Source organism: Companilactobacillus keshanensis, assembly GCF_003946205.1.
GTDB classification, from domain to species: Bacteria; Bacillota; Bacilli; order Lactobacillales; family Lactobacillaceae; genus Companilactobacillus; species Companilactobacillus keshanensis.
This window is the reverse complement of sequence record NZ_RHOS01000009.1, coordinates 70,052-87,668: the sequence shown is the minus strand read 5'-3', so window position 1 is coordinate 87,668 and position 17,617 is coordinate 70,052. Positions and strand designations below refer to the sequence as shown.

Sequence of the window (17,617 nt, the reverse complement as noted above, 5' to 3'; positions counted from 1 at the left end):
ATTTTAGTTTCAACAGAATACTTTGGCATAATAAAAACCCCTTGCTTGGATTTCTCCAATGCAAGGGGTTCATTACAAAGACTAATTTAAGTCTTGTTCTTTTTTACCCTCAAGAATAACTGATCGAAGTTCATTTAGATTAATATCATATAAGTCGGCTAGGACAAATAATAATGCTCCGTCCATCGTGCGAGTTTTGTTTGTTTCTAGTGCGCTTAGAACAGAAGTTGATGTTGATAAATTATAATCATGTTTAGCAGCATAAACTACCTGTTGTAAGGTCATTTCTTTAAAGAATCTTTTTGTTCTCAAATATTTTCCAATAGTTACCATACAACCAACATTGCCTCCATCTTCTATACATGTTGTTTTACCATAAAAGTGTGACCTTTTTTCGAAAATCAACATGGAATTTGCAATATATTTAAATTATCATATTTTTTACTCGTTACAAGGAAACAGAGTAAACTGTTGATAAAATGTAATATAACATTATTAATGTATACATATGCAAATAAAAAACGCCTCGTAGGAGACGTTTTTGTTTATTAATAACGGTTTAGCAAATCAACATATGCATCAATAATGCTTTGTAGGAATCCAATAGTCTTATCAGAAACTTTTCCGTTCTCGTCCAAGATATTTGTAACGTTACCAATATATGCTTCTGGCTGTTGCAATGTTGGCATATTTAAGAATACCAATGATTGACGTAGGTGGTGGTTTGAACCAAATCCACTAATAGCACCAGGTGAAACGCTGACGATAGCGGCTGGCTTACCATCCCACATATTTGCACCATATGGACGTGAACCAACATCGATAGCATTCTTCAAAGCACCAGGAACTGAACGATTATATTCAGGTGTTACGAACAATACACCACTAACATCCTTCAATTTATTTCTGAATTCTGTATATTCAGCAGGTACATTTTCTGGTGTATCAATATCCTCGTTATAGAGTGGCAAGTTGCCAATTTCAACAAATTCTGGTTCATAATCACTTGGGAATAGTCCTACCAAGTTATTAGCAATTTGACGCGAAAATGATCCCTTACGTAAACTACCAACGATAACAGCAATTTTCTTTGACATACTAAATTCCTCCATTTCATTCTATATATCAAACTTAGCATAAATAAAATTATTGAACAAATTATTGTTCTCGTAAAATATCAAATTTGTCTACAAATTTTAGTCAATAGTTCAAAATGTCATTAACTCCGAATTAAATATTGTATTTTTGATATATGTTACATAAATGTTACAGAATTGACCTTTCCTCGAAATCTTTTATTCTTAGCGTAATATGTTTGAAATATTCATCTTGTATAGTATCTTCTGGTGATTAAGAAAAAACCGGGAGGATTAGTTGATTAAGCAAACTAAAATTAAAGCATTATTTGTAGCAGGATTAATGCTAATGGTGGGTACAGGATATACAGTTACTGCATATGCCGCAACTCAAAGCAGTAGTGATCCGGCAGCAAGTAATGTAGGGGATTTTAATGGCACATTGTCAGGTTTAACTGATAATGCAGAAAATGCTAAAAAACTAAATGAGAAGATCTCTTTACCAGGTAATAAAGAATTTATTCCTGGTATTAAGTACAGTGAGAAAGACCATCATATGAAAGATGTCGATCTTACACCAGAGCCAAAGGCAGTACCAGTAGTGAATCAAGTAGAAACAAATGCAAAACAACCAGCTGAACAGCAGGTTACACAAGCGGCAACACAGGCACCAGAACAAACAACTCAACCAGCTCAAACGACTCACAATGTTGGAACTTTTAAAATTAGTTTCTATGATCCAGCTGTTTTAGGATCAAATATGGGTTACGGCGGTGTGGCAACTAACTTGGGAGTTATTCCACGCGGTTCACGTTTGAAAATTACAACTGCACAAGGGGATGTCTGGTATCGAACTGTTAATGATACAGGAACATTTGCAGCATCGAATCCTTACCAGATCGATGTCGCTATGCCAAATAACATGATTCCATCATATGGGATCACTAGTGCAACAGTTGAAATTGTTTAAAATAATAATCACATCAAAGAGATCAGGGGAAATTACTTTCCTTGGTCTTTTTTGGTAACTAGCGATATTTGTTGTAAAATGACAACGAAAGGGCGTGTTGCTGAATGAAAACATATGGATTTGTAAATAGTGATTTAGATAGTTTGACCGAGATAATTAGAGATGTCCCTGAACCTAAAGGACAAGATATTTTAGTTAAGATCGCTGGTGTTTCCATTAATCCAGTAGATGTTGCCACCCGAAAGAATATCAAGGACCAATTGACTGATCCTAAAGTGGTCGGATTCGACGGCTATGGTGAAATCGTTAAAAAAGGCCCTGAGGTTGATAAATTTGAAATTGGCGAAACTGTTTTCTTTGCTGGTGATTATTCACGTGAGGGCAGTTACCAAGAATATGAATTGATCGATCAAAGATTAGTTGCTTTAGCACCTAAAAAGTTATCTATTGAAGATAGTGTTTCAATGCCCTTAATAACTTTGACGGCCAGTGAATTGTTATATGAGAGATTAAATATTGATCCAAATGTAGATAATTCTAGCAAAACTGTTTTAATTATTAATGGTGCCGGAGGAGTTGGGTCGATTGCCGTCCAATTGGCCCATTTGGCCGGTCTGAGAGTTATTGCTACTGCTACTGGTACCAAGGTGGATTGGATAAAAGGATTGGGTGCAGACCTAGTTATTGACCACCATCAAGATTTAGTCAAGCAATTGCATGATGTGAATATAAAAAATGTCGATTACATCTTAGGATTAAGTGATAATGATCCACATTGGGCAGAAATCGTTGAATTGATCAAACCATTTGGAACTTTTGCTACGATAACTAATTTACGGGAATCAAATGCTTCAGATTTGAAGAATAAGTCAGTTAATTTTAACTGGGAATGGATGTTTACCAAGTCGTTTTATAATTTAGATTCAATGTTTTCACAAGGACAATACTTAAAACAATTATCAAAAGATCTTGATTCAGGGGTCGTTAAATCGACCACAACTAAGGTTATCAAAGGATTCAATTTAAAATCTCTAAAAGAAGCAACCAAAATAGTAGAAGCAGGACATATGAAGGGAAAGGTAGTTGTTATTGCCTAGTTCCTACGCTAAAAAAGGATTCGTAATTTACTCAAGCGTAAATAACGAATCCTTTTCTGAGTTAAATTAAGTTATAATGTTTGAGACCATTTCTGATTCCGCCGTCAACATTGGCGGAAGTTACATAGCTGGAGGAATTTTTGATTTCATCAGTTCCGTTTGCCATAGCAATGCTGTAATCGGCTGATTGAATCATTTCTAAGTCGTTTGGACCATCTCCAAAAGCATAGACAGGTTTGTCAGTCAATTCCATATTCTTAATAAGATTTTGAATGCCGCTCATTTTGGTGATACCTTTTTTTACAACATCAATTGAGTAGGTACCAGTCTTATAGAATTTTAGTGATGGATATTGAATTTGATAGCGGTCTTCTTTTTCTGGTGAGACCACGACGATCATTGGAACTTTTACTTTCTTGTAAAAGTCTGCATCTACTTTTGGTAAGGGAATATGTACCATATCATAGAAATCCTCAACTACCTCAGATCTTCGATTGATCATTGTTGTAGTATATGAGTGCATACCGACTACATCACCAAAGTCAGTTGCAGTATCAATAACTTGTTCGATCAATTCAGGTTCAAGAATATTTTCATAAATAATTTCTTGTTCTGATTGGACAAGCGCACCATTTAAAGTAATATTAGTATCAATACCAGTTGCACTAGCTATGTCAACTATCTCGTCAGGTGCACGTCCTGTACAGATAACTGGAAGATAGTTATTTTCGCGTAGTTGATGAATTGCGTCTGCTACATCAGGATCAACTTGCGAGTGTTCATTTAATAAAGTGCCGTCAAGATCAAAAAATACTGTGCCTTGATAGTTCTTATTCAAAAAATCACCAACCTCAATTAATTTTGTTTACTTACTAATAGTAACAAGTTTTGACCGTTTGAGGTAGTGCTAACTATATGGAGTGGAATATAAATGAAAATATTAATGATAGAAGATAATAAATCTGTTTCCGAAATGATGAGTATGTTTTTCCAAAAAGAGAATTGGGATGCTAGTTTTGCTTACGATGGAAATGAAGCGGTTGATATGTTTAATGAATCTGCCAATGAATGGGATATGATCACTTTGGATCTCAATTTACCGGGCAAAGATGGAATGGAAGTTGCTAAAGAGATACGTAAAGTTTCAAAAACCGTTCCGATTATTATGTTAACAGCACGTGACACCGAAAGTGATCAAGTCTTGGGATTGGAATTTGGTGCCGATGATTATGTTACTAAGCCATTCAGTCCGATAACTTTGATTGCTAGAATGAAGGCTATACATAGAAGAAATGAAAATATCGCTGAAGAAGTTGCTAAAACCAGTAGCGAAAAACCTGTTGAAGAAAATACTGAAGGATTTGATATCAATACGGGTTACTTCAAGTTAAATTCCAATACACGTGAAGCCTTCCTAGGTGGCAAAGAGATCCCTGATCTGACACCAAAGGAATTTGACCTATTGAAGACCCTTTCAAGTAAACCTAAACAAGTTTTCTCACGAGAACAACTTTTGGAACAAGTTTGGGATTATGATTATTTTGGTGAGGAACGTACCGTTGACGCTCACATTAAGAAATTACGTCAAAAAATTGAAAAAGTTGGACCTCAAGTTATTGAAACTGTTTGGGGTGTTGGATATAAATTTGATGATTCAGGAGTCAAGGCTGATTAGAATATGAAATTAATTTATCAAAATATGTTGAGTTTCTTGATAGTTATTTTGACGACTCTTGGGATTATTCTCTATTCAGTTACTAGTACTTCAACGACTTGGGAATATAACCGGACTTATAAGAGCTTGGAAAGTTACGCAGGAAATTTGGAAAAAATAGCACTTAAAACAGATCCCGATACAGGTGAGATCCACAATATTACTGGTGATAACATTCGTACGGTCGAGCAAGTTTTGTCAGACCGGAATGTTCAATTTGCTGTGTTTGATTATAAGAATAATCAAGTTTATCCAGCTCATCCTAATAATGTGAAATTACATTTGAAGAAGTCATATTGGAATAAGCTAAAACAGGGTAAGACGATCCGTAATATTCAGAAACCAGAAGGTACTGAGGGAAATCCGCAGCTAAGCAAGAAAGGTGACATCAGCTATGTTTATGTACTGACACCGTGGTTCCAGAATGGTAAATTAGTTGCTGCTGTATGGGCGGGTTCTGATGTTAGTGAATTGCAGACCAATATTGGTGAGATCAACAGTCGATTATACTTTGCTTTGTTGATTTCTTTATTAGCGGCAATAATTTTGAGTTTCTTATTATCCCGTTATCAAGTTAACCGGATCAATAGATTGCGTGGTGCGACGAGAAGAGTTGCCAATAACGACTTCTCAGTTCAAATCGAAAGTAAGGATCGTGATGAATTAGATGATTTGGCTAATGACTTTAATAAGATGGTCAAATCTCTAGAAGCTTCAGATAAAGAAATCAAACGCCAAGAACAACGTCGTAAGGAATTTATGGCTGATGCATCGCACGAAATGAGGACACCTTTGACAACTATAAACGGGTTACTTGAAGGTTTGGCATATGATGCTATTCCTGAAGAATCTAAAGGTCAAAGTATTGAATTAATGCGAAATGAAACTAATCGCTTGATCCGCTTGGTCAATGAAAATCTTGATTATGAAAAGATCAGAACCAATCAAATCACTTTAGCTAGAAGAGAATTTGATGCTAATATTCCATTAAGAGATATAACGTCACAACTCAAGAAAAAAGCTGAAGAATCTAATGATAAATTGATCCTGGAAACTCCAGAAGATCAATTGATGACTTATGCTGATTACGATCGGTTTGTTCAAGTTATGTTCAATATTATGCAAAACTCCATTCAATTTACCAATGATGGTGAAGTTGTCGTTACTGGTTATCGTGCTGATGATAAACATGCTTCAATTTTTACCATCGAGGATACTGGTATTGGTATGTCTGAAGATCAGGTTAAAAACATTTGGGATCGTTATTACAAAGCCGACCCATCGCGTAAGAATCGTAAATATGGTGAGTCTGGTTTGGGATTGTCGATTGTGCATCAATTGATCGAAAATCACGGTGGCGAGATCAATGTTAATAGTAAACTGGACAAGGGAACTACCTTTACGGTTACTTTCTTTGATGATGGTTATGAACATACTTCTAACGATAAGTAATTTTGAGCAATTTGAATTGCACAACTGATTCCATTACGCAAGATCATTTGCTAAATTCGGGTAAACTATTGATAGTTCTATGTATGCAGCTTGATTGTATACATAGAACTATTTTTTATTTTATCTAATTATTAACAACCAAATTAATGATTATGATAATATAATCATTACAGAAGTATTAACTAATGGAGAAAATTTATGGAAAGAATTATTTTGTATCAACAAGTTGCCGATGATTTGAAGAGAAAAATTTTATCCGGTGAATATGATGTTGGGGATTTCTTACCAACTGAAACTGAACTTGAAAAAATTTATGATGTTAGTAAAATTACCGTTCGTAACGCTATAAAAGTATTAGTTAGTGAAGGATATGTTGAGAAACAAAGTGGTAAGGGTACAACGGTTATTAGTAATCGCTTATTTAATCGTCTGTCAAAGGCCCAATCTTTCAGCAGTATTTTGGAACATGAAGGTAGCCAATTAGAGAAGAAAATTATGTCGATCGATGAGGTCCTTCCTAAAGATAGTCCAGTGCAATTTGACTTGAATAAATTAACAGGGCATATTTCACGTATCAGCAAAATATATGATCTCAATGATAAACCGTATATTTTGTTGCACCATTATTTGCCCTTCAAGTTAACTGAAAAAATGAAATATGAGTTAGAAAAGGTATCACTTTATCAAGTTATTAAGGAAGTCGGTGAGATGGTCAATAATTTTGACGATGAATTTTTTGCTTATAAATTAAACGCTGAGGAACAAAAGCAACTCCAAACCACCGAAGATATAGGTATTAGAAGAATCAGAAAATCATATAACCATCTTGGGAAAATGATTGAGTATTCGGAAGCTATTTACCTAACGTCTCTAAATCCATATAAAATCAAATATGAGATTTAGAAAGCGTTTTACATATAAACATTATAATGTTATTATCTATTCGAATAATAAATAGGAGGATATCATGGTCGATTTATATGTGAAAAATGGAAAAACTATCACTGGTCAGTCGATAGAAGTATTAATTGATCAAGGCAAGATCGTTGAAGTTACATCCAAGATTGCTGGCAATGTTGAAGCCAAAAAGGTTTTTGACCTTCATTCAAAGTATTACGTTAGCGCTGGTTGGATCGATGACCACGTTCATTGTTACGAAAAACTAACTTTATATTATGATAAACCAGATTCAGATGGGGTCGATGCTGGCGTTACAACGGTGGTCGACGCGGGATCAACTGGATATGACAACTTACCTGATTTTTATGAATTGAGTAAAAATGTCAGAACCAATGTTTATGCAATGTGTAACATCTCTGAAACAGGTATTGTTGCCCAAGATGAGCTTGGTGATATGACTAAGATCGATAATAACTTAGTTAGAAATATGATTGAGAAATATCCAACTTTTGTAGTTGGTATTAAGGCACGAATGAGCAAGTCCGTTGTATCTGGCAATGGAATTCATCCCTTAGAACGGGCTAAAGAGATTCAAAAGTTAAACAACGATCTGCCATTGATGGTTCATATTGGAACTAATCCTCCCGAATTAAGCGACATCATGTCGTTAATGAGTCCTGGAGATATCATGACACACTGTTATAACGGTAAGCCAAACGGGATCATGAATCTGGATCTCCATCAGATCAAGGACTTTGCTATTGAAGGATATAATCGAGGAATTATTTTTGATATCGGTCATGGTACTGACAGTTTTAATTTTGATGTAGCTCAAGAGGCACGTAGTATGGGGCTTAGACCGAAATCCATCAGTAGTGATCTGTATCATCGTAATCGTGAAAATGGTCCAGTGTATAATTTGGCAACTTGTGTGGATAAGATGCTCTATCTTGGCTATACATTGGGAGAAATTTTACCAATGATAACGATAAATCCAGCCGATAATTTTCATTTAAAGAATAAAGGACAGCTTAAAACTGGATTTGACGGAGATTTAACAATTTTTGACGTTGAAAATAAATCTAAAGTTTTGACTGACTCTAACGGTAATGAACGAATGACTGATATGACAGTAGTACCACATTTTGCAGTCGTCGCCGGTGAGGTCTATGAAACGAATTTGGAGGAATTTTAATGAGTGATATTTACGAAAAATATGATTTAAAGCAAGTAATAAATGCCAGTGGAAAAATGACTATCCTTGGTGTTTCAAAAGTTTCTGATTCAGTTTTAGAAGCCCAAAGATTTGGAGGACAACATTTCTTTGAAATGAGTGATCTTGTTTTAAAGACTGGTCAACACCTTGCTAAATTGATCGGTTCAGAAGATGGAGTCATTCTCCCATCTGCTTCAGCCGCAATTGCTGAGAGTATTGCCGGAATCATTGGTAAGGGAAGCATGTATCACGTTTATCACCCGTTCAGTGAAAAATATACGGACCGAGAAGTGATTATCCCTAAAGGTCAAAATGTCGACTATGGTGCTCCAGAGGAAGTCATGATCGAACTTGGTGGAGGAAAAATGATCGAGGCTGGATACGCCAATATGTGCTCAGCCGAACATTTAGAGATGATGATTACTCCACAAACGAGCTCAATTCTCTATGTTAAGAGTCACCATGCAGTGCAGAAGAGTATGTTGACGATCAAAGAGGCACTTGATGTTGCACATGATAACAACCTTCCTTTGATACTTGACGCCGCCGCGGAAGAAGATCTATATACATACATCAATATGGGTGTGGATATTGTGATTTATAGTGGTGCTAAAGCATTTTCGGGCCCTTCATCGTGTTTAGTTCTAGGTAAAAAGCCATATATTGGATGGATCAGAATGCAATCTAAGGGTCTCGGTCGGGCTATGAAGGTAGGCAAAGATAACATCTTAGGATTGACCAAGGCGATTGAAGATTATATTGATTACGGTCCTGAGAAGGGTGATTCAATGATAACTAGATTAACACCCTTTGTTGAAGAACTTAATAATATCAGTAATCTTTCTGCCAAAATCACTCAAGATTCAGCTGGTAGAGATATTTATCGCGCCAGCGTAACGGTGGATAAAAATTCTCCAATCGATGCCAAAGAATTGATTGCCAAGATGAAAGTTGATAGTCCAGCCATTTATACACGTGAATATCGGGCAAATATGGGAATCATTGAATTTGATGTCAGAGCCGTACATGAACAAGAAATGAAGATAATCGTTGAAAAAATAACAAAGATTATGAGGTAAGAACAATGAAACTGATACCAGTTAGTGAAAATACCAAAAGAATAATTAATGACAGTCCCTATTCTGAAAAAGTTCAACAGATTTTAGATCAGGCATTAAAAGAAATGGAAGTTATTGATGCTAGTCCTGATGAAACACAAGTTGAAGTTTTAACTAATCATTTGGCTGAAATGGTCAACCGTTCTGAAACTGGAGAAACTCTAGAAGAAGTTGATATCGAAATGTTTCATAGCCTGTCACAGGACAGCTTGGATGCTGCTGATCGAGTTGCTAAAAGAATCGGTAATTTGAATGAACAAGAAAAATATATTTTAGCCGTTCACTTTGAAGTGGCAAAAAATTAGGAGGATAAATTAATGACAAAAGTTGTAATAGCAGATCGAATGGGCAAAGGCCAACACGTGGCTGCTGGTGTAGAAAAGGCTGGGGGAGTCGCCGTTGTGGTTCCAGGTATGGGTGCAGATATGCGCTTAGGCGATGTAATGAATCAGGAAAAAGCTGATATTGGAATTTCTTTTTGTGGTAGTGGTGGTGCTGGTGCAATTACAGCAAAAAATAAATATGGATATACAGAACGTCACAGCATGAGATCAGTTCAAGAAGGTGTAACTGCTATTGAAGATGGTATTCAGGCCTTGGGATTTGGCTTTATGGATACTGAAGAACTTGGTCAAAAACTGGTTGAAGCATACAAGCGTATTAATGGTTAGGGGTCAGTAATGAAAAAAGATTCCCAAAAGATTGTAGAGAAAATTTTGGTAGTGGCAGGTAATGGCGGCAGTAAAAAAGAGGCCGTGGCCGACGCGCTCGCCAAAGTATCTAAGACAATCAGTCAAGATATTGATCTGACAATTCAGATAACACCAGTTTCTGTGGAAATAAAAGAGGCTAAGGTTAATGAATATATCGAACATTTTCTATTTTTCTTTTTGCCAAGAAAACGTGAAATGTATCAAGTATCTTTGAGGGTAACGACAGAAATAAAATATTTGGATTTAAATGAAATTAAATTTATCGAGAACCAAGTGACTGATCCGAATGGATTACAGTTACCAAGATTTTGGAGTCGGCAAAGGGAGGATTAAAGATGACGTTTGTATTAATTTTATTGAAGTCGATTTTAATTGGTGGTCTGGTAGGTTTTGCCGCCGGAATGGGAGCCGCCAGAATGTTTAATGCACCAAATGTGCAAGCTTTAGGTGCTTTTAGGACACTTGGAGAAATGAATGCTTGTGAGGGAGATCCCGCATCACATTTTTCATTTGGACTGGGTTTCTTCTTTAATGCTTGGGCATCAACTGTTGGTGCTGGTGCCTTTACGCAGGATATTACTCATCGTGTAATTCCTAATTGGGCTGCATCGGCATTATTGGTACGTAATAAAAAAATTGAAGAAACAATGCATGATCCTAAGAAGATGGCTTTTACTAGTGCTCTTATCGGTATCGTAGTTGTTGTTTTCTTAAATACCACTGCTTCAGCAATTCCTAAGTCATTACAAATAACAGCTGTCAAAGTTTTGGTGCCAGCTGCTGAATTGCTGATCAATATTGTTATGCCGATCATTTTCTGGTTGGCGGCTATTGATGCTGGTAAACGAAGTGGTCTCTGGGCAACCGTTTTTGGTGGTTTATCAGCCATGATCATGGGGAATGCTGTTCCTGGTGTTGTTCTTGGTATTTTGATTGGTAAAGGTGTCGACGAATTAGGCTGGATAAGACTTACAAAGATCATGTTTACAGTAATCATTGTGCTATTTGTTCTTAGTGCTTTCTTTAGAGGATTTGATGTTCAAATGATCGAAAGTTTCAAGTTACCAGTACCAAATTGGTTAGACAGTTTGCACGGATTATTTAATGTGAAATAGGAGAGTAAATTAAATGGAATCAATGGAAATAGATAAGAAGAGTTTCTGGTACTCCGAATGGTCCTTTCCGATTCTTGTCGGATTGATGTCAGCTGGGGTGTTTGCCGGAACACATATGTATTATCAATATGGAGTAGGAGCCTTTAATGAAGTGGCTATCGTAGCCATGTTGAAGGCCGGTATGGATGGTGGTTCTTATGGTGCCGCCGCTGCCTTTGGTGCTAGTTTCTTATTTGCTAGAATTTTGGAAGGTTCATTGGTTGGTATTTTGGACCTTGGTGGTTCGATCCTGACGGGTGTTGGTATTGGTATACCGGCCATTATGTTGAGTGTCGGCTGGAAAGCACCAATAACTAATTTTTCATTTGCGATTGCTACTGGGTTAGTTCTGGGGATCGCAATTGGTGGGATCATAACATTAGTTCGTAAATATACTATTAATCAATCACAAGCTAGTTTTGGAGCTGACGTTATGATGGGTGCAGGTAACTCATCTGGACGTTTTCTTGGCCCATTGATCTTGATCAGTGCTGCCACAGCTTCAATTCCAATTGGTATTGGTTCAATTATTGGTGCCGTCATCTTTTATCTTTGGAAAAAGCCAATTGCCGGTGGAGCTATTTTAGGAGCCATGGTTCTTGGAGCCTTCTTCCCAATATCATTAAAATAAAAAACTTGAGGTGAAAATTATGTCATATCAACCAAATTTTTATAAGGATCGTGTTTGTTTAAATGTTTTAGCAAATTCAGTTCAAAACGCCAAAGACTGTTATGAAGCAGCAAGTCATCATGTTGTTTTAGGAGTTTTATCAAAAAATTATGATTCTGATGAAGCAGCCATTGAAGATATGAAACGTTACCAAGCAGAAACAGACAATGCTTTATCTGTTGGGTTGGGTGCGGGTGACCCTAAACAAAGTCAGATGGCAAGTCGTATTTCTGCTGAATTACAACCACAACATATCAATCAGGTATTTACGGGTGTTGGTACTAGTCGTGCATTATTAGGACAAACAGAAACATTTATCAATGGACTGGTTTCGCCCACTGGTAAATTAGGTTACGTTAACGTTGCTACTGGTCCTTCAAGCAGCCAAGAATTAGCTGGAAATGTTCCGATTGAAACAGCTATTGCTATGCTTAAAGATATGGGAGGTAGTTCAATTAAGTTCTTCCCTATGAAAGGTTTAAAATGTGTTGATGAATTTAAAGTCGTTGCTAAAGCTTGTGCAGATAATGACTTTTCACTCGAACCAACTGGTGGAATAGATTTAGAAAACTTTGAAGAAATTCTTCAAATTGCTTTAGATGCTGGGGTTAAGAAAATTATTCCTCATATTTACAGTTCAATTATTGATAAGGGAACCAATGATACACGTCCACAAGATGTTCAAACATTATTTGAAATTGTTGAAAGATTAGTTAAATAATTTCAGATTAAAAGCCTGATTCGGATAAAATTCTGAATCAGGCTTTTTTTTATTCATCTAGGACTATTTTATTTCTGTTCGATATAGTAAGAATGATATTGAAACCAACTAGCCAGATCAAAGCTCCAACAGCTGGTAGTAAGGTTTCTTTATTGAAGAATAGGGTTACAAAAATACCAACGAATAGAGCGATTGTTAATGGGTTAGTCCATTGGTAATGAGGCATCTTGAAGCCCTTTTCGAGAAAGTCTTCTGAATGACGATATTTCCAATGTGCCACCATGGTCAATATACAAACTAAGATGTAAATATCACTTGAGATAGATGCGATAAACGTAAAGGCAGCACCAAGACCATTGAATGAACTGATAATTGGAGCAAGAATCATCATGCCGGCTGAGAAAAGAACACTGCCATAAGGAATACCACTCTTTGAAACTTTTTCAAAGGGTTTCAGGGCTTTACCAGTTGATTCTTGAGCTAATTGATATAAATGTCGTCCAGTTGAAAAAATGGCACTATTTAATGTTGAACAAGCAGCAGCAATGACAACTAAATTGATGATTTGTGAGGCTGCAGGTAATCCGGCCAATTCAAATATTTGTACGAAAGGACTTTGTGATTGGCTAAGAGATCTCCAAGGGGTGATAGTCATGATAATAAATAGGGCTCCAATATAAAATAGAAGGATTCTACCGATAATTTGATTTACAGCGTGTGGCAAAACTTTTAAGGGTTGTTTAGTTTCAGCTGTTGTAATTCCAACAAATTCCATTCCTTGAAAGGCAAAGAAAACCATTGGAAAGGCATTTATGAATGAATGAAAACCATTAGGAAACATTGTAAATCCGTCAGTTAAGTTAGTTAAAGAGGCGTGTGTTCCAGCGGGATTTTCGTGATGAGTGGCGATCATATAGATACCAACAATAATCAAAACTAAAATGGCAACGATTTTAATACCGGATAAAAAGGTTTCGGACCTACCAAAGGAACGGACCATTGAAAGGTTAACAACTGTTAATACCGCTAAGAAAACAAGTTGAACGAGCCAAGCAGGCGTACCAGGTAGCCAGTATTTGATGTAAGTTGAGATAGCAGTAAGTTCAGCCATTCCAGCAAGTATCAACTCAGCCCAATAACTCCAAGCCGCAAAATATCCAAAACGAGGATTAATATATTTCCCTATGAATGATACGAAAGTATGTTGTTCTGGGTCAGAGTACATCATTTCGCCAATGGCTCTCATCATGAAGAAGAAGAATACACCAATTACCAGGTATATCAACATGATTGAAGGTCCGGTCTTATGGATCGTACTACCAGCACCAAGGAATAACCCTGTTCCGATCGATCCTCCGAAAGCAATCATTTGTACAGCTAAATTAGATAGGCCACGTCTTGTGCCATCTGCATTTATTTCAATTTCACTAGTTTTACTTAACAATATTATCAAGCCTCTTTTTCTAAAGCCAAACAATAAAAAAGAGCACTCCTGCATAATACAGAAGTGCTCTAGCACGTTACCATTCCGGTTTGTTTATTTGGTTGCCCAAATAAGCCTTAACAACCTTCATTTAAAAATAAAGGTGTGTCCGAGTAACGTGGACCAAACCGTTTAATATTCTCGTAATGATCATACTAACCAATCATCGGCCATTTTCATTTTTCATAAGTGATTGCCTCACACCAAACGGCAACTCTCTTTTTCACTTAATCGAAACTACTTTCCGAATCTTATTGTTTGAACTTTTCTTGTTGCTACTTAATATAGTCATTATTAAAAAAGATGTCAAGTAAAATTAGAATAATTTAATTATAGAATGTTGATCTTGCAATATATAATGCTTGGAACAGTTGCAATTGTAATAATATAACTAATTTTATCTAATGAAAAATCTCTTAGAATTTTCAACTTCTAAAGGATTAGTTATTAGCGTCATCTTTTAAGATGCTTGCCCAACTGTCAATATTAGTTCGATCATCACCAATTTCTGGTGCATCGGTATTGTAGAGTGGGGTAGTTGACTGGTTACCATTTTTTGAGTAGACACTAGTTGATTTCAAACCTAATTTATTTCTAGTCTTGATCAATTGTTGGATCTCATCTTGATAACTGTAATTTTTTGGATCAACAGGTGTAAATCCGGTTGGAGTATAAAATCTGAGTAGATTTTTATTGTTTGTTACATCGGATATCTTGAGTTTTTGATTAACCTCTTGTTGCCATTTCTTAACTTGTTCTTTTAGTTTAGGATCGTTGTTTAAGTCGATTAATTCACCGGTCTTATTGTTGTAAACTTCAGGTTTGCCATTATTTCCCTTTAGGACCGTATATTTAGTTGTAACGAAAGTCTTATTTCTAAAGGCAACTAAAGACTTATGCTGCTTCGATAATAGATCAGAGCCCACTTGAACATAATTTTGAGTATCGATACCGGCCAAATGCATGATAGTAGGTAAGACGTCAATTTCGCCACCATAAGTATGATTGATTCCACCTTTAAGTCCTTTCATATGGATCATGAAGGGTACACGCTGTAGTTGAGAATTATTGAAGTCATTCCAACTGTCAGCATCGTAACCTAACAATGGTGCCAAATCAGGATTCTTATCATCAGAGATACCATAGTGATCACCATATAAGACGATCATTGAATTATCATACAGGCCACTATCTTTTAGATAGTTAAAGAACTCTTTAATCGAATTGTCCAAATAATGTGCGGTTAAAAAGTAATTGTTAACAGTATCCGCATTAGTATCTGGCTTAACAAAACCATCATTATCCTCATCAGATAATTCAAATGGATAGTGGTTTGTGACGGTAATGTATTTAGCATAAAAAGGTTGTTGTAACTGTTCCAAATATTTAACACTTTCGGACATCATTAACTTATCCTTCATACCATACCCTGTGTTGGAATTATCAGTTTGATTGTAATAAGATTCGTCAAAGAAATAATTATATCCCATATTCTTGTAAACGTTATCACGGTTCCAGAAACTACCAACATTACCATGGAAAACAGCACTCGTATAGCCCTCTTTTTGACTAAGAATCGCAGGGGCAGACTGCAAGGTATTGTCGCCACCAAGTGATTGGAAAAATGAGCCTTCAGAGGTACCAAAGAGTCCAGTTTCAAGCATAGTTTCAGCATCGCTGGTTTTACCTTGTCCGACTTCATGGTAGAAATTATCAAACGACATGGTGTTTTTGTCGGAATAGAGACTATTCAAAAATGGGGTAACCTCTTGACCATTGACTTTCATATTGATCAAGAATTGTTGGAAACTCTCCAAGTGGATAATGATAATATTTTTACCCTTAGCTTTTCCAAAGTAAACAGGATTAGGTGCTGCATAATTGTTGTTGGTATATTGCAATACCGTATCCATATCGGTTCCAACGGCAGAAGAACGGACCTGATTGTTCTGAGCTGTCTTGATTGAATCGTAAGCTAAGAATGAGTTAAAACCGAGATATTTAACAATATACGCACGATCAAAAGTACGACCTAATAGTTGAGGACGATTACTTTCGGCTAGCATTAAATTGAGCGAGAACAACATTACTCCTAAAACAGTCGTTGCGGCCGCAGTTAATTTTCTAATAGGACGCTTATCTATTTTTATAAAATGAGAAATGAATAGTAATGCTATAACGATGAAATCTATCCAGTAAATAAAATCATGAGGAGAGGCTGAGTTCATGGCACTATTCCCCAGTCCTTTAGAGACCTTAGAAACCCCCATAATAGTATTGAAAGAAATGAAATCACTGAATTCTCGATAATAGAGAATATTTGCATATAGTAAAATTGTCTCTAGTATATACACTACTCCCATAACGATATACGATATGAGCGTTTTATTGATGTATAACGCTATGCTTAGTAAAATCACCGCCGTAGCAATGGGATTAATTATCATAATGAGATGCTGAAGTGGATCAGTGGCACCAAGAGAAAAGTCGATATAATAGGCAATGACAGTTTTGATCCAGATAAAAATGATCAGTAAGGTCATGAACCCTAATCGCTTATTTAAAAAATTTTTGATTTTATTCATTTAAAAAACCCTTATTTATTAAAATTCCTTATAATTACTTCTAAATAAATTGCTTAATTGCTAGTATAATACGTATTGAGTGAAAAATGGGAGGAGAATGAGAAAATGATTTTTTTAGGACCATTATATAACTACATTGCGAACACCTATGCTATGCGAATTAATCATTTTCCATTGATTCGCCTTTCTTTCTATGCAATAGACAAAGCTATATTATATACGATATTTTTTATTATATTAAGATTTATTTGGCTTAAGGCCAAACATCGTAAGGCAAAGACAGCCAAGGAATTCTGGATTGTTGTCTTTGCCTTCTATGTTTTACTCTTATTTGCGTTGACCGTCTTTAGGGATGGTTATTTTATTTGGCAATTTAAGTTTTACTGGCATCGTCCATTATCGCAGATTAATATCAAACCAATGGTGGAGACTTTAAAATTGGTTGGTGGGAAATCATTAGTTGATTTTATTTATAATCTTTATGGAAATATTTTTTGGTTCATCCCAATGGGCTTTTTCTTACCAGCGCTTAATATTAAAAAAGGTTTCTTCAAGGTTATTTTAACTGGGATGCTGATCTCTGTATCAATTGAGGCCATGCAGTTTGTGCTTAATACTGGTGTAACAGATATCGATGATGTTATCTTTAATACGGTTGGAACCGTTGTCGGATATTTGTTATATTGGATATGTTTCAAAGTAAAAAAACGAATAAATATTTGAAATTTTCATCGAAAATGATTAATCT

The 17,617-nt window shown here is 35.9% G+C and carries 19 protein-coding genes; 14 read left to right on the top strand and 5 right to left on the bottom strand.

Going from position 1 to position 17,617, the window contains the following annotated elements; all coding sequences use genetic code 11:
• Positions 1 to 81 precede the first annotated feature (81 nt).
• A complete protein-coding gene (locus EKM64_RS06690; RefSeq protein WP_125676882.1) occupies positions 82 to 333 on the bottom strand; it encodes a hypothetical protein in 252 nt (83 codons plus the stop codon).
• A 215-nt stretch (positions 334 to 548) separates the two neighbouring features.
• Positions 549 to 1,097: an NADPH-dependent FMN reductase gene (locus EKM64_RS06685; protein ID WP_125676880.1), complete on the bottom strand. Its 549-nt coding sequence runs from the start codon at positions 1,095 to 1,097 to the stop codon at positions 549 to 551.
• Positions 1,098 to 1,374: 277 nt separating this feature from the next.
• Between EKM64_RS06685 and EKM64_RS11545 the strand changes: the two genes are divergently transcribed.
• Both EKM64_RS11545 and EKM64_RS06675 read left to right on the top strand, forming a co-directional pair.
• On the top strand, positions 1,375 to 2,046 hold the full coding sequence (locus EKM64_RS11545; RefSeq protein WP_225420976.1) for a hypothetical protein: 672 nt from the start codon (positions 1,375 to 1,377) through the stop codon (positions 2,044 to 2,046).
• 104 nt (positions 2,047 to 2,150) lie between these two features.
• Positions 2,151 to 3,143: a zinc-binding alcohol dehydrogenase family protein gene (locus EKM64_RS06675; protein WP_125676878.1), complete on the top strand. Its 993-nt coding sequence runs from the start codon at positions 2,151 to 2,153 to the stop codon at positions 3,141 to 3,143.
• A 61-nt stretch (positions 3,144 to 3,204) separates the two neighbouring features.
• Here EKM64_RS06675 and EKM64_RS06670 read toward each other — a convergent pair whose 3' ends face one another.
• Positions 3,205 to 3,981, bottom strand: coding sequence for a Cof-type HAD-IIB family hydrolase (locus EKM64_RS06670; RefSeq protein ID WP_125676876.1), 777 nt, complete (start codon positions 3,979 to 3,981; stop codon positions 3,205 to 3,207).
• Between the two features lie 93 nt (positions 3,982 to 4,074).
• Here EKM64_RS06670 and EKM64_RS06665 point away from each other — a divergent pair, with 93 nt between their 5' ends.
• The 11 genes from EKM64_RS06665 to dagF all read left to right on the top strand — a co-directional run bounded on the left by EKM64_RS06665 (position 4,075) and on the right by dagF (position 12,801).
• Complete coding sequence (locus tag EKM64_RS06665; RefSeq protein WP_125676874.1) at positions 4,075 to 4,818, top strand: response regulator transcription factor; 744 nt, start codon at positions 4,075 to 4,077, stop codon at positions 4,816 to 4,818.
• Positions 4,819 to 4,821: 3 nt separating this feature from the next.
• Entirely contained in the window at positions 4,822 to 6,309 is a 1,488-nt protein-coding gene (locus EKM64_RS06660) for a sensor histidine kinase (protein WP_125676871.1), read from the top strand.
• A gap of 198 nt (positions 6,310 to 6,507) precedes the next feature.
• Entirely contained in the window at positions 6,508 to 7,212 is a 705-nt protein-coding gene (locus EKM64_RS06655; RefSeq protein ID WP_125676869.1) for a GntR family transcriptional regulator, read from the top strand.
• A 64-nt stretch (positions 7,213 to 7,276) separates the two neighbouring features.
• Positions 7,277 to 8,404 carry an amidohydrolase/deacetylase family metallohydrolase gene (locus EKM64_RS06650; RefSeq protein ID WP_125676867.1) on the top strand — a complete coding sequence of 376 codons (1,128 nt, stop codon included), beginning with the start codon at positions 7,277 to 7,279 and terminating at the stop codon, positions 8,402 to 8,404.
• A complete protein-coding gene (locus EKM64_RS06645) occupies positions 8,404 to 9,504 on the top strand; it encodes a DgaE family pyridoxal phosphate-dependent ammonia lyase (RefSeq protein WP_125676865.1) in 1,101 nt (366 codons plus the stop codon). Before EKM64_RS06650 ends, EKM64_RS06645 begins: the two co-directional genes overlap by 1 nt.
• A gap of 5 nt (positions 9,505 to 9,509) precedes the next feature.
• Positions 9,510 to 9,848, top strand: a complete 339-nt coding sequence (locus EKM64_RS06640; protein ID WP_125676862.1) for a PRD domain-containing protein — start codon at positions 9,510 to 9,512, stop codon at positions 9,846 to 9,848.
• Positions 9,849 to 9,860: 12 nt separating this feature from the next.
• A complete protein-coding gene (locus EKM64_RS06635; protein WP_125676860.1) occupies positions 9,861 to 10,214 on the top strand; it encodes an SFCGS family glycine-rich protein in 354 nt (117 codons plus the stop codon).
• 9 nt (positions 10,215 to 10,223) lie between these two features.
• The gene (locus EKM64_RS06630) at positions 10,224 to 10,589 is read left to right on the top strand and encodes a DUF4312 family protein (protein ID WP_125676858.1); all 366 of its coding nucleotides are present in this window, start codon (positions 10,224 to 10,226) and stop codon (positions 10,587 to 10,589) included.
• A gap of 2 nt (positions 10,590 to 10,591) precedes the next feature.
• The gene (locus tag EKM64_RS06625) at positions 10,592 to 11,371 is read left to right on the top strand and encodes a DUF4311 domain-containing protein (RefSeq protein ID WP_125676856.1); all 780 of its coding nucleotides are present in this window, start codon (positions 10,592 to 10,594) and stop codon (positions 11,369 to 11,371) included.
• Between the two features lie 13 nt (positions 11,372 to 11,384).
• Positions 11,385 to 12,041 carry a DUF4310 family protein gene (locus EKM64_RS06620; protein ID WP_125676854.1) on the top strand — a complete coding sequence of 219 codons (657 nt, stop codon included), beginning with the start codon at positions 11,385 to 11,387 and terminating at the stop codon, positions 12,039 to 12,041.
• A gap of 19 nt (positions 12,042 to 12,060) precedes the next feature.
• Positions 12,061 to 12,801 carry a 2-dehydro-3-deoxy-phosphogluconate aldolase gene (gene dagF, locus EKM64_RS06615; protein WP_125676852.1) on the top strand — a complete coding sequence of 247 codons (741 nt, stop codon included), beginning with the start codon at positions 12,061 to 12,063 and terminating at the stop codon, positions 12,799 to 12,801.
• Between the two features lie 49 nt (positions 12,802 to 12,850).
• Here the strand turns inward: dagF and EKM64_RS06610 are convergent, their stop codons facing one another.
• On the bottom strand, positions 12,851 to 14,245 hold the full coding sequence (locus tag EKM64_RS06610; RefSeq protein WP_225420975.1) for an amino acid permease: 1,395 nt from the start codon (positions 14,243 to 14,245) through the stop codon (positions 12,851 to 12,853).
• Positions 14,246 to 14,724: 479 nt separating this feature from the next.
• On the bottom strand, positions 14,725 to 16,869 hold the full coding sequence (locus tag EKM64_RS06605; protein WP_125676848.1) for an LTA synthase family protein: 2,145 nt from the start codon (positions 16,867 to 16,869) through the stop codon (positions 14,725 to 14,727).
• Positions 16,870 to 16,974: 105 nt separating this feature from the next.
• On the opposite strand from EKM64_RS06605, the gene EKM64_RS06600 reads away from it, so the two are divergent.
• Complete coding sequence (locus tag EKM64_RS06600) at positions 16,975 to 17,592, top strand: VanZ family protein (protein ID WP_125676846.1); 618 nt, start codon at positions 16,975 to 16,977, stop codon at positions 17,590 to 17,592.
• The last annotated feature ends 25 nt before the right edge of the window (positions 17,593 to 17,617 follow it).

What these genes read in the sequence shown, in the direction of transcription:
- EKM64_RS06675 (WP_125676878.1), top strand. Translation starts at nt 2,151, where the DNA reads ATGAAAACATATGGATTTGTAAATAGTGATTTAGATAGTTTGACCGAG.
- EKM64_RS06690 (WP_125676882.1), bottom strand. Translation starts at nt 333, where the DNA reads ATGGTAACTATTGGAAAATATTTGAGAACAAAAAGATTCTTTAAAGAA.
- EKM64_RS06655 (WP_125676869.1), top strand. Translation starts at nt 6,508, where the DNA reads ATGGAAAGAATTATTTTGTATCAACAAGTTGCCGATGATTTGAAGAGA.
- EKM64_RS06640 (WP_125676862.1), top strand. Translation starts at nt 9,510, where the DNA reads ATGAAACTGATACCAGTTAGTGAAAATACCAAAAGAATAATTAATGAC.
- EKM64_RS06635 (WP_125676860.1), top strand. Translation starts at nt 9,861, where the DNA reads ATGACAAAAGTTGTAATAGCAGATCGAATGGGCAAAGGCCAACACGTG.
- EKM64_RS06665 (WP_125676874.1), top strand. Translation starts at nt 4,075, where the DNA reads ATGAAAATATTAATGATAGAAGATAATAAATCTGTTTCCGAAATGATG.
- EKM64_RS06605 (WP_125676848.1), bottom strand. Translation starts at nt 16,869, where the DNA reads ATGAATAAAATCAAAAATTTTTTAAATAAGCGATTAGGGTTCATGACC.
- EKM64_RS06685 (WP_125676880.1), bottom strand. Translation starts at nt 1,097, where the DNA reads ATGTCAAAGAAAATTGCTGTTATCGTTGGTAGTTTACGTAAGGGATCA.
- EKM64_RS06650 (WP_125676867.1), top strand. Translation starts at nt 7,277, where the DNA reads ATGGTCGATTTATATGTGAAAAATGGAAAAACTATCACTGGTCAGTCG.
- EKM64_RS06620 (WP_125676854.1), top strand. Translation starts at nt 11,385, where the DNA reads ATGGAATCAATGGAAATAGATAAGAAGAGTTTCTGGTACTCCGAATGG.
- dagF (WP_125676852.1), top strand. Translation starts at nt 12,061, where the DNA reads ATGTCATATCAACCAAATTTTTATAAGGATCGTGTTTGTTTAAATGTT.
- EKM64_RS06600 (WP_125676846.1), top strand. Translation starts at nt 16,975, where the DNA reads ATGATTTTTTTAGGACCATTATATAACTACATTGCGAACACCTATGCT.
- EKM64_RS06645 (WP_125676865.1), top strand. Translation starts at nt 8,404, where the DNA reads ATGAGTGATATTTACGAAAAATATGATTTAAAGCAAGTAATAAATGCC.
- EKM64_RS06625 (WP_125676856.1), top strand. Translation starts at nt 10,592, where the DNA reads ATGACGTTTGTATTAATTTTATTGAAGTCGATTTTAATTGGTGGTCTG.
- EKM64_RS06660 (WP_125676871.1), top strand. Translation starts at nt 4,822, where the DNA reads ATGAAATTAATTTATCAAAATATGTTGAGTTTCTTGATAGTTATTTTG.
- EKM64_RS06630 (WP_125676858.1), top strand. Translation starts at nt 10,224, where the DNA reads ATGAAAAAAGATTCCCAAAAGATTGTAGAGAAAATTTTGGTAGTGGCA.